Raw genomic sequence first — 15,968 nt, 5'->3', positions numbered from 1 at the left:
AGGTTGTTAACGCTCAAACAACTCCATTTGCTCAAACCCGCCCCGCAAATCCTCCAGCCTCACCCCTACGCCCAACAACCGCACCGGCTTACCGCCACGGTTGAACGCCTGCGTCAGCAACAACTGATAACTGCCCAAATCCCGCCCCGCCCCCGCCTGCTCCAGCGTGGTCTGGGTGAAATCATGAAATTTCACTTTGACGAAGGGTTTGCCCGGCCGATAACTGCTGTCGATTCGCGCCATGCGGGATGCAAGGGTATCCAGCAGCTCCGGCAGTTTTTCCAGGCAACTGCGCAGGTCCGGCAAGTCAACGTCGTAGGTGTTTTCGACACTGATGGACTGGCGGCGACTGTCGTTATGGACCAAGCGATCATCGATCCCACGTGCCAGGCTCCAGAGTCGCTCGCCAAAGCTGCCGAATTCGCGCACCAAAGCCAACTTGTCCCACTCGCGTAGCTGTGAGCAGTCGACAATACCGAGCTTGCCCAGCCTTTCGGCAGTGACTTTACCGACCCCGTGCAGCTTGCTCACCGACAAGCCACTGACAAACGCCTCGACCTGATCCGGGGTGATCACAAATAACCCGTTGGGCTTTTTCCAGTCGCTGGCAATCTTGGCCAGAAACTTGTTGGGGGCCACGCCGGCGGAGACGGTGATATGCAACTGATTGGAGACACGCCGGCGAATGTCCTGGGCAATTCGCGTCGCACTGCCGCCAAAATGCGCGCTGTCCGACACATCGAGGTAAGCCTCGTCCAGGGAAAGCGGCTCAATGATCTCGGTGTAGTCGCGAAAGATCGTGTGAATTTCCCTGGACGCTTCTCTATAGGCGTCCATTCGTGGCTTGACGATCGTCAGGTCCGGACACAGCTTCAATGCGTGCCCCGAAGACATGGCTGAGCGCACGCCATAAGCCCGGGCTTCATAGTTGCAGGTGGCGATCACCCCGCGCCGGTCCGCCGACCCGCCGACCGCCAGGGGCTTTCCAGCCAAGCGCGGGTCGTCCCGCATCTCGATGGCGGCGTAGAAGCAATCACAATCGACGTGGATGATTTTTCGCTGGGTCATTTCAACGCGGTGTTCATGGAGTAGAAATAGCGTCACGCGATGTAGGAAAAACAGTATCTCACTGACAACTGTATATAGCACCAGTACCTTGACGGTTCTTTTCAGTCGTAGGCGAACCACCATAAATTTATTTTCTCAATCGAAAAGTTACCTCTAATAGAGCCGCAGGCCTTGCCAGGCCTGCCTCTCAGGCCGATCGAGCGTCCCAATTTGCAGCTAAGCGATTGAACAGGAACAGGTTTTATCAAAATTGCAGGTTGACACCCCCGCGCATTTCTATAGAATTGCCAACACAGACGCGGGATGGAGCAGTCTGGTAGCTCGTCGGGCTCATAACCCGAAGGTCGTCGGTTCAAATCCGGCTCCCGCAACCAAACATCAAAAAAGGCTACTCGAAAGAGTGGCCTTTTTTGTGCGCGTCAGTTTTGTCCTAAGGCCCCCTCTCCCCCCTCATGGCCGCCTAGAGCACGTGGACAAGAGAAATCGTTGTGATTCCGAAACTTACGCCCCTCCGCCTGCTGTTTTGCTCTTTCTCACACTTATTTGATTCATTTCTGCATTAACGGTTGACACCCCTGCGATTCTCTATAGAATGCCGCCACACAGACGCGGGATGGAGCAGTCTGGTAGCTCGTCGGGCTCATAACCCGAAGGTCGTCGGTTCAAATCCGGCTCCCGCAACCAAACATCAAAAAAGGCTACTCGAAAGAGTGGCCTTTTTTGTATCTGTAGAAAAAGTCCTTTCGCAACAATGATCTGTCACTGTGTGGTGAGCCTTGCGGGCCACCGATGCGCTGGGTTCCGACTATGCTCAATCGCACATTCCACACCCTACGACTGAAGACGAACTGCCACCGGGACCCGGTGCCAGGCGTTAATATTCGTGATTATTTTTTTCTACAGGGATTGGTAACTTGGCTGGATACCCCCATCCTGTCGCGCACAATCCAAGAGGTGATTGATGCGCGCCAACTCGTCTGATCCACAAGACACCGTCACAGCTACCCAACCGATCAAGGCGCAGCGGCTGCGCTTGCTTGACTTGATCAGCAAATACCGCCAACCCATCGGCCTGGCGGTCACCCTGCTGCTGTTCACCATTGCGCTGATAGCCTGCCGTCACTTGTTGAGCGAACTCGACCTGGACGCTTTGCACGACTCGATCCTCGAGGTTCCGCAACCGGCACTGCTGGGTGCGCTGGGCGCTACCGTCGCGGGCTTCATCATTCTGCTGGGATACGAATGGTCGGCCAGCCGTTACGCAGGCGTCAATCTGGCACCGCAAACCTTGGCGCTGGGCGGTTTCACCGCCTTCGCGATCGGCAATGCCATCGGTCTTTCGATGCTGTCCGGCGGCTCGGTCCGCTACCGCCTGTATGCGCGCCATGGCCTGGGGGCCACTGAAGTCGCACGCATGACGCTGTTCGCCAGCCTCTCGCTCGGCTGCGCCCTGCCACCGCTCGCCGCGCTGGCGACACTCAGTGACCTGTCCGAAGCCTCCGCCGCCCTAAGGCTTTCGCCGGTTCTGCTGGGCAGCATCGCGACGGCTGTGTTGTTGCTGTTCTCGGTACTGGCCATCGGCATCTACCGTCGGCGCCTGCCGGAACAACCGTACGCCGACAACCTCCTGGTGCAGATCGGCCGCCGCACCTTGCGCCTGCCCGGGCGCCGCCTGACGTTCCTGCAACTGGTCATTACCGCACTCGACGTGGCCGCCGCCGCCACGGTGCTCTATTTGTTGTTGCCCGAAGCGCCGCCGTTCGGCGCGTTTCTCCTGGTTTACCTGCTGGCCCTGGCCGCTGGCGTGCTCAGCCATGTTCCGGGCGGGGTCGGCGTGTTCGAAGCGATCTTGCTCGCGGCCTTCTCCGACAAACTCGGTGCCGCGCCGCTGGCCGCCGCCCTGCTGCTCTACCGCTTGATCTATGTGGTGCTGCCGATGCTGGTGGCCTGCCTGTTTCTGTTGATCAGCGAAGGCCAGCGCCTGTTTCAGACGCGCCAGACCTTGCGCGCTGCCTCAGGCCTGGCCGCGCCGATATTGGCGGTGCTGGTGTTCCTGTCCGGCGTTGTACTGCTGTTCTCCGGCGCGACCCCGGAAATCGACACGCGCCTTGAACATATCGGCTTTCTGATCCCGCACCGCCTGGTCGATGCTTCGCACTTTGGCGCCAGCCTGATCGGCGTGTTGTGCCTGTTGCTGGCCCAGGGCCTGCGTCGTCGACTGTCGGCTGCCTGGATGCTGACCACCATTTTGCTGCTGGTTGGCGCCCTGCTCTCCCTGCTCAAGGGTTTCGACTGGGAGGAGGCCAGCCTGATGGTGCTGACGGCGAGCCTGCTGGGGGTGTTCCGGCGTTCGTTCTATCGCCCCAGTCGCCTGACCGAAGTGCCGTTCTCCCCGTTATACCTGGTGGCCAGCGTGTGCGTACTCGGCGCCTCGATGTGGCTGCTGTTATTCGCGTACCAGGACGTGCCATACAGCCATCAACTCTGGTGGCAGTTCACCCTCGATGCCGATGCCCCCCGCGGCTTGCGCTCGCTGCTCGGCGCGGCGGTCCTGCTGGTGGTGGTATCCCTGACCTGGTTGCTACGCACCGCTCGCCCGGTCATCCACCTGCCGACAGCCGATGAACTGGAGCGCGCAAGCAAGATCCTCATGGCATCCGCGCAACCGGATGGCGGCCTGGCCTTGACCGGCGACAAGGCACTGCTGTTCCACCCCAACGACGAGGCGTTCCTGATGTACGCCCGCCGCGGCCGCAGCCTTGTAGCACTGTATGACCCGATCGGTCCCGGCCAGCAACGGGCGGAAATGATCTGGCAGTTCCGCGACCTGTGCGACATCCATCACGCCCGCCCCGTGTTCTATCAAGTGCGTGCGGAGAACCTGCCGTACTACATGGACATCGGCCTGACCGCGATCAAGCTCGGCGAAGAAGCCAGGGTCGACCTCAAGCGCTTTGACCTCGAGGCCAAGGGCAAAGAGATGAAGGACCTGCGCTACACCTGGAACCGTGGCACCCGCGATGGCCTGTCGCTGGAAATCCATGAACCAGGCCAGGCGCCCATGGATGAGCTCAAGGTGATTTCAGATGCCTGGCTGACCGGCAAGAACGTGCGCGAGAAAGGCTTCTCCCTCGGCCGCTTCAGCGACGATTACCTCAAGCACTTTCGCATTGCCGTGATCCGTTTCGAAGGGCGCCCGGTGGCGTTCGCCAACCTGCTCGAGACCTACAGCCATGACCTGGCCAGCCTCGACCTGATGCGCGCGCACCCGGACGCCCCCAAGCTGACCATGGAGTTCATGATGGTCGGCCTGATCCAACATTATAAGAGTCACGGATACGCGCGTTTCAGCCTGGGCATGGTGCCGTTGTCGGGGTTGCAACCCCGTCGGGGTGCACCCTTGACCCAGCGCCTGGGCTCGATGGTCTTCCGCCGTGGTGAGCAGCTCTACAACTTCCAAGGCTTGCGCCGCTTCAAAGACAAGTTCCAGCCTGACTGGGAACCCCGTTATATGGCCGTGCCCGCCGGACTCGATCCGCTGGTGGCCTTGGCCGACACTGCCGCCCTGATCGCGGGCGGCTTGACTGGATTGGTGAAACGCTGATGATTCAACGCTCCCTGCGCTATGTACTGGGCACCCTGGTAGTGGTGGCCCTGATTCTCGGTGGTGGCTACTGGTACCTCAAACGCCCGGCACCGGAACCGACCCTCGAACTGCTGACCCCAACCGATGGCGCGGCGATGACCCGCGTGATCCCCGGCACCACGCCAAAGGCCCAGGTACTGGTGGCGGTCAACGAAGACCAGAAACTCAGCGACAAGCAATTGCTGACCCTGAGCCGCAGCGGCGCTGCGCAGATCGTCCAGGTGATCCTGCCCAAGGACTGCCTGCTGCAAAGCCGTGCCCTACAGTCGGGCTTGCGGGAACTCAACGGCCCGGCGACCCTGGTCAGCGGGATCGGCCCGGGCGCGGTGCTGGCCTGGCGCTGGTTGTCCGGACAGAAGAACGACAAGGCACAAGCCGTGTCGGTTGACCTGGCCCTGGAAAAACCCGGTTGCACCCACCTGCTGCCAAAGAGCGCCGCCCATGGCCACTGGCTGGTGGCGTGGAATGACAACCCGGACGACACCAGCGCCGGCTTCGTGCGCGACCAGCCCAACGCCGAAACCAGCATCAGCGACTACGACATCAACCTGCCGCAAGTGCTGAACAACGAACTGCGCAAACTGCTGGTCGGTGGCGACAAGGACGCCGGTGGCTTGCAGATACCAGTGGTTGAAGTGCCCGCCGGCCAGGCCAAGGACACCGTCACCTTGTTCCTCTCTGGTGACGGCGGCTGGCGTGACCTGGACCGCGACGTCGCCGGTGAAATGGCCAAGATTGGCTACCCGGTGGTCGGCATCGACACCCTGCGCTACTACTGGCAGCACAAGAGCCCCGAGCAAAGCGCCCTGGACCTCGCCGAGCTGATGCAGCACTACCGGCAGAAATGGGGTACCAAGCGCTTCATCCTGACCGGCTACTCGTTCGGCGCCGATGTGCTGCCAGCCATCTACAACCGCCTGGCAGAGTCCGAGCAGCAACGCGTCGACGCCATTATCCTGCTGGCCTTCGCTCGCACCGGCAGCTTTGAAATCGAAGTCGAAGGCTGGCTCGGCAACGCCGGCAAAGAAGCCGCCACCGGCCCGGAAATGGCCAAGCTGCCCGCCGCGAAAGTGGTGTGCATCTACGGCGAAGAAGAAGTCGACGAAAGCGGCTGCACCGACAAGAGCGCGGTGGGCGAAGCCATCAAGCTGCCTGGCGGCCACCACTTCGACGAGAACTACCCGGCACTCGCGCAGCGGTTGGTGGATGTGATCCAGAAGCGGCAAGTGCAGGAAACTGAAGCCCAGGAGTGATCTGAGTCGCACAAAAAAGCCCCCGCAGCCTGAAGGCTCCGGGGGCTTTTTCGTTCCACACCACACCCCCTGTAGGAGCGAGCATGCTCGCGATGATCTCAGATACACCGCGTTTATCCAGGATTCCCGCGTGAGCGTTGACGACCATCGCGAGCATGCTCGCTCCTACAGTGGGCCTACATCTCCACTTGCGTCCCCAGCTCAATCACCCGATTCAGCGGCAGGTTGAAGAAGCGCAGGTTGCTGTTGGCGTTTTTCAACATGAAGGCGAACAGCGCCTCCCGCCAGCGGGCCATGCCTTCGAGCTTGGAGGCGATGACTGTCTCGCGGCTGAGGAAGTAGGTCGTGCGCATCGGACTGAAATCCAGGTCCTCCAGATGACACAGCTTCAGCGCTTGCGGCACGTCCGGTTCGTCGACGAAGCCAAAGTGCAGGATCACCCGGAAGAAACCCTCGCCGTAGGAGTCGACCTCAAAGCGTCGCGACGGCGGCACGCGCGGAATATCCTCATACACCACCGTCAACAGCACGACTTGCTCGTGCAGCACCTGGTTATGCAACAGGTTGTGTAACAGGGCGTGAGGCACGGCATCTGGCCGCGCAGTGAGGAATACAGCGGTACCCTGAACGCGATGCGGTGGTTGTACGGCGATACTGCTGATGAAAATCGGCAGCGGCAGTCCACCTTCATCCAGACGCTCCACCAACAGTTGCTTGCCTCGCTTCCAGGTGGTCATCAATACGAACAGCGCAATACCGGCAATCACCGGGAAGGCACCACCCTGGACGATTTTCGGCACGTTGGCGGCGAAGTACAGACCGTCTACCAGCAGGAAGCCCAACAACACCGGTACCGCCAGAATCGGTGGCCACTTCCACAGCAGCAACATGACCGCCGACACCAGGATAGTGGTCATGAGCATGGTTCCGGTCACCGCCACGCCGTAGGCCGACGCCAGGGCGCCGGAAGACTCGAAGCCCAGGACCAACAGAACCACACCAACCATCAGCGCCCAGTTGACGGCACCAATGTAGATTTGGCCCTGTTCGGCGCTGGACGTGTGCTGGGTATGCATACGCGGGATATAGCCGAGCTGGATGGCTTGGCGGGTCAGGGAGAACGCCCCGGAAATCACCGCTTGCGAAGCGATGACCGTGGCCAGTGTCGACAACCCGACCAGTGGGATCAACGCCCAGCTTGGCGCCAGCAGGTAGAACGGGTTGCGCGCAGCTTCTGGATCACCGAGCAGCAAGGCGCCCTGGCCGAAATAGTTCAGCACCAGCGCTGGCAGCACGAGAATGAACCACGCGCGGGCAATCGGCTTGCGGCCGAAGTGGCCCATGTCGGCATACAGCGCTTCGGCACCGGTCAGTGCAAGCACCACGGCGCCAAGGATCGCTACGCCCATGCCGGGATGCTCCCTGAAGAAACGAACACCCCACATCGGGTTCACCGCTTGTAACACCTCCGGATGCTGGGCAATGCCATACAGGCCCAGAGCCGCCAACACCAGAAACCAGGTGACCATGATCGGCCCGAACAGAATGCCGATCCGCGCCGTACCGTGTCGCTGGATCAGAAACAACCCGACCAGCACCACCAATGACAGCGGCACCACCCAATGGTCGATACCCTCGAATGCAAGCCCCAGGCCTTCAATGGCCGACAGCACCGAAATTGCGGGCGTGATCATGCTGTCGCCATAGAACAGCGCCGCGCCGATCAGCCCGCAGACCACCAGCAGCGTGCGCAATTTCGCATGACCTGCCGCCGCTCGCCGAGCCAGCGCGGTCAAGGCCATGATTCCGCCTTCGCCCTGGTTGTCGGCACGCAGTACAAACATCATGTACTTGATCGACACGACCCAGATCAACGACCAGAAGATCAACGCCAGAATCCCAAGCACCCCATCGTGGTTGACCGCTACGCCATAACCACCGGTAAATACCTCTTTGAGGGTGTACAGCGGGCTTGTGCCGATATCGCCATACACCACCCCGACCGCCGCGACCAACATGCCAATCGGATTCGCCGACGTATGCGCGGCGCCCGCAGTCTGACTACTTGCCTGCCCCATCCACCACTCCTACTACCCAGACCCGGGCTTCTATGAAGAAGCACTATGCTTTGTCATGCAGCATGCGCCGTTTTACTTGTTGTTACAGACGTTTTATTGACTGTAAAAAATCGGTAAAGCCCAACGGCGCGAAGCATAGCGCAGCACTCGTCGTATTTCCCTGCATAAAGCTGGTCAAGTGATCGTCTCATCGCTAGAATTGCGCACTTTTTGATCAGAGGCGCAGTTCAAGCGCCCGTCCGTCGGTTTTGCCCAGTTCGGCAAGCGGCGTCACAAAACACCGAGGTTAGACATGTCCACCACTCCTGCGCCGGCCAATCCCAAGGTTGGCTTCGTATCCCTGGGTTGCCCCAAAGCACTGGTCGACTCCGAGCGCATCCTCACCCAGCTGCGCATGGAAGGCTATGATGTCGTGTCCACCTACCAGGACGCCGATGTCGTGGTGGTCAATACCTGCGGCTTCATCGACTCGGCCAAGGCCGAGTCCCTGGAAGTGATCGGCGAAGCCATCAAGGAAAACGGCAAGGTCATCGTGACCGGCTGCATGGGCGTCGAAGAAGGCAACATCCGCAACGTACACCCGAGCGTGTTGGCCGTCACCGGTCCGCAGCAGTACGAGCAGGTGGTCAACGCCGTGCACGAAGTCGTGCCGCCACGCCAGGACCACAACCCGCTGATCGACCTGGTGCCGCCACAAGGCATCAAGCTGACCCCGCGCCACTACGCCTACCTGAAGATTTCCGAAGGCTGCAACCACAGCTGCAGCTTCTGCATCATCCCGTCGATGCGCGGCAAGCTGGTTAGCCGCCCGGTCGGTGACGTACTCGACGAGGCCCAGCGCCTGGTCAAGTCCGGCGTCAAGGAGCTGCTGGTGATCTCCCAGGACACCAGCGCCTATGGTGTCGACGTCAAGTACCGCACCGGTTTCTGGAACGGCGCGCCGGTGAAAACCCGCATGACCGAACTCTGCGAAGCCCTGAGCACCCTCGGTGTCTGGGTACGCCTGCACTACGTTTACCCGTACCCGCACGTTGACGAGCTGATCCCGCTGATGGCCGCCGGCAAGATCCTGCCGTACCTGGACATCCCGTTCCAGCACGCCAGCCCGAAAGTGCTGAAGGCGATGAAACGCCCGGCGTTCGAAGACAAGACCCTGGCGCGAATCAAGAACTGGCGCGAAATCTGCCCGGACCTGATCATTCGTTCGACTTTCATCGTCGGCTTCCCCGGCGAGACCGAAGAAGACTTCCAGTACCTGCTGAACTGGCTGACCGAAGCCCAGCTCGACCGCGTCGGTTGCTTCCAGTACTCGCCGGTTGAAGGGGCTCCGGCCAATGACCTGGACCTGGAAGTCGTGCCGGACGACGTCAAGCAGGACCGTTGGGAGCGCTTCATGGCGCACCAGCAGGCCATCAGCTCGGCGCGCCTGCAAATGCGCATCGGCCGTGAAATCGAAGTGCTGGTCGATGAAGTCGATGAGCAAGGCGCGGTAGGCCGCTGCTTCTTCGATGCCCCGGAAATCGACGGCAACGTATTCATCGACAATGGCAGCAACTTGAAACCGGGCGACAAAGTCTGGTGCAAAGTGACCGACGCCGACGAATACGACCTGTGGGCTGAACAGATCTAGTCGCAAAAAATATGCAAAGCCCCGCTCTCTTGACGAGATGCGGGGCTTTTTTACGGCTATCGTTTGATGAGGAACGGATTCTCATCTCCAATAACCCAAGGGCAGGCTGGCATGCGCCAACATTCGGTCATTCATACCCCAAAACAAAGCGACTACGAAGAATTGACCAGGGTCTGGGAGGCCTCGGTCCGCGCTACCCACGACTTCCTGCCGGACAGCTACATCGAACTGTTGAAGAACCTGGTGCTGACCCGTTACCTCGACGCCGTGATGCTGATTTGCACCAAAGACCCGCAGCAGCGAATCACCGGATTCGCCGGTGTCGCGGCGGGCAAGATCGAGATGCTCTTCATCGACCCGGCGCATCGCGGCCAGGGCCTGGGCAAGCGGTTACTGCGCTATGCCCTGGAGAACCTCAACGCCGATGAACTGGACGTCAACGAACAGAACCCGCAAGCCCTGGGGTTTTACTTCAAGCAGGGCTTCGAGGTGATCGGTCGTTCGGAAGTCGACGGCATGGGCCAGCCGTATCCGCTGTTACACATGCGTTTGCGCCAGGCTCAACAAAAGACACGCAATGGCTGACACAACATGAAACCACTGTGGGAGCGAGCCTGCTCGCGAAAGCGACCTATCAGTCGACATTCGTGTTGAAGCTGATGACGCTTTCGCGAGCAGGCTCGCTCCCACATTAAAAAAACATATGCGGCAAATGGTTCCGGGATTAACCGGCGCCAGGCAGGTACAATGCCCACCCCTTTTTTGTTACGGCCCTGTCATGACTGACCCGATTCGACTCTCCAAACGCCTCATCGAACTCGTCGGCTGCTCCCGTCGGGAGGCTGAGCTGTTCATCGAGGGCGGCTGGGTCACCGTCGACGGCGAAGTCGTTGACGAGCCGCAGTTCAAGGTCGCCAATCAAAAAGTCGAGCTGGATCCAGAGGCCAAGGCCACGGCACCAGAGCCCGTCACCATCCTGCTCAATGTGCCAGCCGGCATGGACGCGGACACCGCCATGGCGACCATCAGCGCCGAGACCTTGAGTGAAGAGCACCGCTACGGCAAACGTCCGCTCAAGGGCCACTTCCAGCGCCTGACCGCCAGCACTGACTTGCAAGCCAATGCCAGCGGTTTGCTGGTGTTCACCCAGGACTGGAAGATCCTGCGCAAGCTCACTGCCGACTCCAGCAAGATCGAGCAGGAATACGTGGTCGAAGTCGAAGGTGACATGGTTGAACATGGCCTCAATCGCTTGCAACACGGCCTGACCTACAAGGGCAAGGAACTGCCTCCGGTCAAGGCCAGCTGGCAGAACGAAAACCGCCTGCGTTTCGCCATGAAGAACCCGCAACCGGGCGTGATCGCCCTGTTCTGCCAGGCCGTCGGCCTGAAAGTCGTGGGCATCCGCCGCATTCGTATCGGCGGCGTGTCCATCGGCAAGGTGCCCCTGGGGCAATGGCGCTACCTGTCCGGCAAAGAGAAGTTCTGAGGCTTCTCCCGCCGCCACACATTCTGGTGCCGCTGCTTGTGCGGCGCCCACTGCTGAATATCAGGATTGCACACCATGATTCACAATGACGTACTGCGCAGCGTGCGCTACATGCTCGACATCAGCGACAAGAAAGTCATCGAGATCATCAAGCTCGGCGGCATGGACGTGGCCCTGGCCGACCTGGTGAGCTACCTCGACAAGAAAGAGGAAGACGAGGAAGGTTTCGTACGCTGCCCGGACGAAGTCATGGCGCATTTCCTCGACGGCCTGGTGATCTTCAAGCGCGGCAAGGACGAAAGCCGCCCTCCGCAACCAATCGAAGTGCCGGTAACCAACAACATCATCCTGAAAAAGCTGCGCGTAGCCTTCGAGCTGAAAGAAGACGATATGCACGCGATCCTCAAGGCCGCCGAGTTCCCGGTATCCAAGCCTGAGCTGAGCGCTCTGTTCCGCAAATTCGGCCACACCAACTATCGCCCGTGCGGCGACCAGTTGCTGCGCAACTTCCTCAAGGGCCTGACCCTGCGCGTTCGCCCGCAATAACGTGCGACGCGGATCTACCCTGTAGGAGCGAGCATGCTCGCGATGGACGTCAACGATGACGAGGGCTGTCTGAATGCCCGTGTTGTTCTGGAGTTTTTCGTCGGAGCGCCGCCCGGAGCATGCTCGCTCCTACAAGGCCGTATGCCCCCCCATTCCGCGCAAAAATAGTGGCTCCACTGATCGAGCCTGACGACTAGGGTGTAATGACCTACAGCGCTCAGGATTCGCCATGCACCCCTATTTCTCCCTGCAAGGCCGCACCGCACTGGTGACCGGCGGCACCCGTGGTATCGGCAAAATGATCGCCAAGGCCTATGTCGAGGCTGGCGCCACCGTCTACGTCTGTGCCCGCGACGTCGAAGCCTGCCGGCAAACTGCCGATGAGCTCGGTGCATTGGGCCGCTGTCACGCGGTGGCCGCCAACCTGGCCACTGAAGAAGGCGTGCAGCAGTTGGCAACACGCCTGGGTGAGCAGATGACCCATCTCGATATCCTGGTGAACAACGCCGGCACCACTTGGGGGGCGCCATTGGAAAGCTACCCGATCAAGGGTTGGGAAAAGGTCATGCAACTGAATGTGACGTCAGTATTCAACTGCATCCAGCAATTTCTGCCACTGCTGCGCAAAGCCGGTTCCCCCGCGAACCCGGCCCGAATCATCAATATCGGCTCAGTCGCCGGGATTTCTTCCTTTGGCGAACAGGCGTATGCCTACGGGCCGAGCAAAGCCGCCCTGCATCAACTCTCACGGATTCTGGCAAGGGAACTGGTGAGCCAGCACATCAACGTCAATGTGATCGCCCCGGGTCGCTTTCCGAGCAAGATGACCCAACACATCGACAGAGATGCGCAGGCATTGGCGCAGGATACGGCGCTGATTCCGATGAAGCGTTGGGGCCGGGAGGAAGAGATGGCGGCGCTGGCGATCAGCCTGGCGAGTACGGCCGGGGCGTACATGACCGGGAATATCATTCCGCTGGATGGTGGGTTCAGCCTCTGAAATCGGCGGTGCTGCCATCGCGGGCAAGCCACGCTCCCACAGGTTTCTTTGGTGCTCACAAAATCTGTGGCCGGCCGAGCTCCACTGTGGGAGCGGGCTTGCCCGCGAAGGGGCCGGCACAGCCACCACTGAATACAGGTCGATCGGGTTATCATGCCCGCCACCATCCCGACTCGACCCCAAACCATGACCTACAGCGTTTCCCCCATCGGCTTCGTGCGTTCCTGCTTCAAGGAGAAGTTCGCCATCCCTCGGCAGCCGCAATTGGCCCCCGCCGCGCGCGGCGTGCTCGAACTGGTGGCGCCATTCGATCAGGGTGATGCCGTGCAGGGCCTCGAACAGGTCAGCCATGTCTGGCTGTTGTTCCTGTTCCATCAGGCACTGGAAGAAAAGCCGCGCCTGAAAGTTCGTCCGCCGCGCCTGGGCGGCAACAAGTCCATGGGCGTGTTCGCCACGCGCGCGACTCACCGGCCCAATGGCATTGGCCAGTCCGTGGTCAAGCTGGACAAGGTCGAGGCCAATCGCCTGTGGATATCCGGCATCGACCTGCTCGATGGCACGCCGATCCTCGACATCAAACCCTACGTGCCTTACGCAGACATCATCGACACAGCCATCAATAGCATCGCCAGCGCCGCGCCGCAGTTGATTGCCGTGCAATGGACAGATAGCGCCCTGCAACAGGCTCATGGGCACGCTGAACGCCTTGCAGAGCCGTTGGTTGAGTTGATCGAGCAATGCTTGGCGCAGGATCCGCGCCCGGCGTACCAGACGCCTACCCCGGAACGCGAATATGGTGCGCAATTCTGGGACGTGGATGTGCGCTGGCATTATCCAACGCCGCAGATGATCCGCGTGCTTGAGGTCATTCCCGCATCCAACATGTAGGAGCTGCCGCAGGCTGCGATCTTCTGATCTTGAAATCGCGATAGAAGATCAAGATCAAAAGATCGCAGCCTGCGGCAGCTCCTACAGAGAACGCGTCCGGCATAAAAAAGCCCGCATTACCTGTATAGGCAATGCGGGCTTTTTTTGAGGCGGTGCTTATTTCTCTACGAACGCACGCTCGATCAGGTAATCACCCGGCTCGCGCATGCGCGGCGACACTTTCAGGCCGAAGCTGTTCAGCACTTCGCTGGTCTCGTCGAGCATGCTCGGGCTGCCGCACAGCATGGCGCGGTCGTCCTGCGGGTTGATCGGTGGCAGGCCGATGTCGCTGAACAGCTTGCCGCTGCGCATCAGGTCGGTCAGGCGACCTTCGTTTTCGAACGGCTCGCGGGTCACGGTTGGGTAGTAGATCAACTTGTCACGCAATGCATCGCCAAAGAACTCGTTCTGCGGCAGGTGCTCGGTGATGAACTCGCGGTAGGCGACTTCGTTGACGTAACGCACGCCGTGGCACAGGATCACTTTTTCGAAACGCTCGTAGGTTTCCGGGTCCTGGATGACGCTCATGAACGGCGCCAGACCAGTACCGGTGCTGAGCAGGTACAAATGTTTGCCAGGCTTCAAGTCATCCAGCACCAGCGTGCCGGTGGGCTTCTTGCTGATGATGATCTCGTCGCCTTCCTTCAGATGCTGCAACTGGGAAGTCAGCGGACCATCAGGCACCTTGATGCTGAAGAACTCGAGATGCTCTTCCCAGTTCGGGCTGGCAATCGAGTAAGCGCGCATAAGCGGGCGGCCGTTGGGCTGTTGCAGGCCGATCATCACGAACTGACCGTTCTCGAAGCGCAGGCCCGGATCACGGGTGCACTTGAAGCTGAACAGAGTGTCGTTCCAGTGATGAACACTGAGGACACGCTCGTGGTTCATGTTGCTCATGTACGGGGACTCCTGGAGATTGGATCTGCGCTAGCTCTTTCAGGAACAGACCTGCGGTGCGCAATTGCATCGCATTCTAATAGCGACGACAATATCTGTTAACTGGATTATTAAGATAAGGGTTATCGGTTATATCGATATGCGATTTACTCTCCGTCAACTTCAAGTGTTCGTTGCCGTCGCCCAGCAGGAAAGCGTGTCCCGTGCTGCGGGTCTGCTCAACCTCTCACAGTCGGCGGCGAGTACATCGATTACCGAGCTGGAGCGCCAGTGCAGCTGCCAACTGTTCGACCGCGCCGGCAAGCGATTAAGCCTCAACGCCCTGGGTAAACAGTTGCTGCCCCAAGCCGTTGCCTTGCTCGACCAGGCCAAGGAAATCGAAGACCTGCTCAATGGCAAGTCCGGATTCGGCTCATTGGCAGTGGGCGCGACCCTGACCATTGGCAACTATCTTGCGACCCTGCTGATCGGCGGTTTCATGCAGCGCCACCCGGAAAGCCAGGTAAAGCTGCATGTGCAGAACACCGCCAATATTGTGCAACAGGTCGCCCACTACGAAATTGACCTGGGTCTGATCGAAGGCGATTGCAACCACCCTGACATCGAAGTGCAAAGTTGGGTCGAAGATGAGTTGGTGGTCTTCTGTGCGCCACAGCATCCGCTGGCCCAGCGGGGCACAGCGAGCATGGAGGAACTGAGCCAGGAAGCCTGGATCTTGCGTGAACAAGGCTCAGGCACACGCCTGACGTTCGATCAAGCCATGCGCCATCACCGGAGCGCGCTGAACATCCGCCTGGAGCTGGAACACACCGAAGCCATCAAGCGCGCCGTAGAGTCCGGCCTGGGGATCGGCTGTATCTCGCGGCTGGCGCTACGGGACGCGTTCCGTCGCGGCAGCCTGGTAGCAGTGGAGACTCCGGACCTGGACCTGGCGCGACAGTTCTATTTCATCTGGCACAAGCAGAAGTACCAGACCTCGGCGATGCGTGAATTCCTCGAACTGTGCCGCGCATTCACCGCCGGGGTGCAGCGCAGCGACGAGATCGTCCTGCCGGCGATCGCTTAAAGCAGAATCACCGCCCAGACCAGCGCGATCATGGTCAAGGCCACCAATTGCGCGGCACTGCCCATGTCCTTGGCGTTTTTCGACAACGGGTGCAATTCAAGGGAAATGCGGTCGATGGCCGCTTCCACGGCCGAATTGAGCAGCTCGACGATCAGCGCCAACAGGCAGACCGCAATCAACAACGCCTGCTCGACACGATTCACGTTCAGGAAGAACGACAGCGGGATCAGAATGACGTTGAGCAACACCAATTGCCGAAAAGCCGCTTCGCCGGTGAATGCTGCGCGTAGGCCGTCCAGCGAGTAGCCGGAAGCATTGAGGATACGTTTCAGGCCGGTCTGGCCTTTGAAAGGTGACATAGAGTAGGA

Annotated in this window: 13 protein-coding genes and 2 tRNA genes; 11 read left to right on the top strand and 4 right to left on the bottom strand. The window is 60.0% G+C overall.

Annotated features, from left to right (window positions below; translation table 11 throughout):
• Window positions 1-6: 6 nt before the first annotated feature.
• Window positions 7-1,068: a DNA polymerase IV gene (gene dinB, locus PSUM_RS12830; protein ID WP_033045757.1), complete on the bottom strand. Its 1,062-nt coding sequence runs from the start codon at window positions 1,066-1,068 to the stop codon at window positions 7-9.
• Between the two features lie 297 nt (window positions 1,069-1,365).
• Here dinB and PSUM_RS12825 point away from each other — a divergent pair.
• The 4 genes from PSUM_RS12825 (at window position 1,366) to PSUM_RS12810 (ending at window position 5,967) form a co-directional block, all read left to right on the top strand.
• A tRNA-Met gene (locus PSUM_RS12825) sits at window positions 1,366-1,442 on the top strand.
• Window positions 1,443-1,675: 233 nt separating this feature from the next.
• A tRNA-Met gene (locus PSUM_RS12820) sits at window positions 1,676-1,752 on the top strand.
• Window positions 1,753-2,029: 277 nt separating this feature from the next.
• On the top strand, window positions 2,030-4,672 hold the full coding sequence (gene mprF / locus PSUM_RS12815) for a bifunctional lysylphosphatidylglycerol flippase/synthetase MprF (protein WP_020796017.1): 2,643 nt from the start codon (window positions 2,030-2,032) through the stop codon (window positions 4,670-4,672).
• Window positions 4,672-5,967, top strand: a complete 1,296-nt coding sequence (locus PSUM_RS12810; protein ID WP_083348329.1) for a virulence factor family protein — start codon at window positions 4,672-4,674, stop codon at window positions 5,965-5,967. The genes mprF and PSUM_RS12810 overlap by 1 nt, the downstream gene beginning before the upstream one ends.
• A gap of 176 nt (window positions 5,968-6,143) precedes the next feature.
• On the opposite strand, the gene PSUM_RS12800 is transcribed toward PSUM_RS12810, so the two are convergent.
• On the bottom strand, window positions 6,144-8,045 hold the full coding sequence (locus PSUM_RS12800; protein WP_020796015.1) for a potassium transporter Kup: 1,902 nt from the start codon (window positions 8,043-8,045) through the stop codon (window positions 6,144-6,146).
• A 292-nt stretch (window positions 8,046-8,337) separates the two neighbouring features.
• Between PSUM_RS12800 and rimO the strand changes: the two genes are divergently transcribed.
• The 6 genes from rimO to tsaA all read left to right on the top strand — a co-directional run bounded on the left by rimO (window position 8,338) and on the right by tsaA (window position 13,598).
• Window positions 8,338-9,675 (top strand): 30S ribosomal protein S12 methylthiotransferase RimO, encoded by a 1,338-nt coding sequence (gene rimO / locus PSUM_RS12795; RefSeq protein ID WP_020796014.1) that lies wholly within the window; start codon window positions 8,338-8,340, stop codon window positions 9,673-9,675.
• A 111-nt stretch (window positions 9,676-9,786) separates the two neighbouring features.
• Window positions 9,787-10,260: a GNAT family N-acetyltransferase gene (locus PSUM_RS12790; protein WP_020796013.1), complete on the top strand. Its 474-nt coding sequence runs from the start codon at window positions 9,787-9,789 to the stop codon at window positions 10,258-10,260.
• A 193-nt stretch (window positions 10,261-10,453) separates the two neighbouring features.
• Window positions 10,454-11,164, top strand: a complete 711-nt coding sequence (locus PSUM_RS12785; protein ID WP_020796012.1) for an rRNA pseudouridine synthase — start codon at window positions 10,454-10,456, stop codon at window positions 11,162-11,164.
• 75 nt (window positions 11,165-11,239) lie between these two features.
• Window positions 11,240-11,710: a YehS family protein gene (locus tag PSUM_RS12780; protein WP_020796011.1), complete on the top strand. Its 471-nt coding sequence runs from the start codon at window positions 11,240-11,242 to the stop codon at window positions 11,708-11,710.
• Between the two features lie 229 nt (window positions 11,711-11,939).
• Window positions 11,940-12,710, top strand: coding sequence for an SDR family oxidoreductase (locus PSUM_RS12775; RefSeq protein ID WP_020796010.1), 771 nt, complete (start codon window positions 11,940-11,942; stop codon window positions 12,708-12,710).
• A gap of 186 nt (window positions 12,711-12,896) precedes the next feature.
• A complete protein-coding gene (tsaA, locus tag PSUM_RS12770; RefSeq protein ID WP_033044229.1) occupies window positions 12,897-13,598 on the top strand; it encodes a tRNA (N6-threonylcarbamoyladenosine(37)-N6)-methyltransferase TrmO in 702 nt (233 codons plus the stop codon).
• 156 nt (window positions 13,599-13,754) lie between these two features.
• On the opposite strand, the gene fpr is transcribed toward tsaA, so the two are convergent.
• Entirely contained in the window at window positions 13,755-14,534 is a 780-nt protein-coding gene (gene fpr / locus PSUM_RS12765; RefSeq protein ID WP_008054100.1) for a ferredoxin-NADP reductase, read from the bottom strand.
• Window positions 14,535-14,673: 139 nt separating this feature from the next.
• Here fpr and PSUM_RS12760 point away from each other — a divergent pair, with 139 nt between their 5' ends.
• Window positions 14,674-15,600, top strand: a complete 927-nt coding sequence (locus PSUM_RS12760; RefSeq protein WP_033045309.1) for a LysR family transcriptional regulator — start codon at window positions 14,674-14,676, stop codon at window positions 15,598-15,600.
• On the opposite strand, the gene PSUM_RS12755 is transcribed toward PSUM_RS12760, so the two are convergent.
• Window positions 15,597-15,959: a diacylglycerol kinase gene (locus tag PSUM_RS12755; RefSeq protein ID WP_020796007.1), complete on the bottom strand. Its 363-nt coding sequence runs from the start codon at window positions 15,957-15,959 to the stop codon at window positions 15,597-15,599. The two genes, PSUM_RS12760 and PSUM_RS12755, sit on opposite strands and share 4 nt — an antisense overlap.
• Between the last annotated feature and the right edge of the window lie 9 nt (window positions 15,960-15,968).

Origin of the sequence: Pseudomonas umsongensis (assembly GCF_002236105.1) — a bacterium.
Lineage (GTDB): Bacteria > Pseudomonadota > Gammaproteobacteria > Pseudomonadales > Pseudomonadaceae > Aquipseudomonas > Aquipseudomonas umsongensis.
This window is presented reverse-complemented; position numbering and strand designations above follow the sequence as displayed.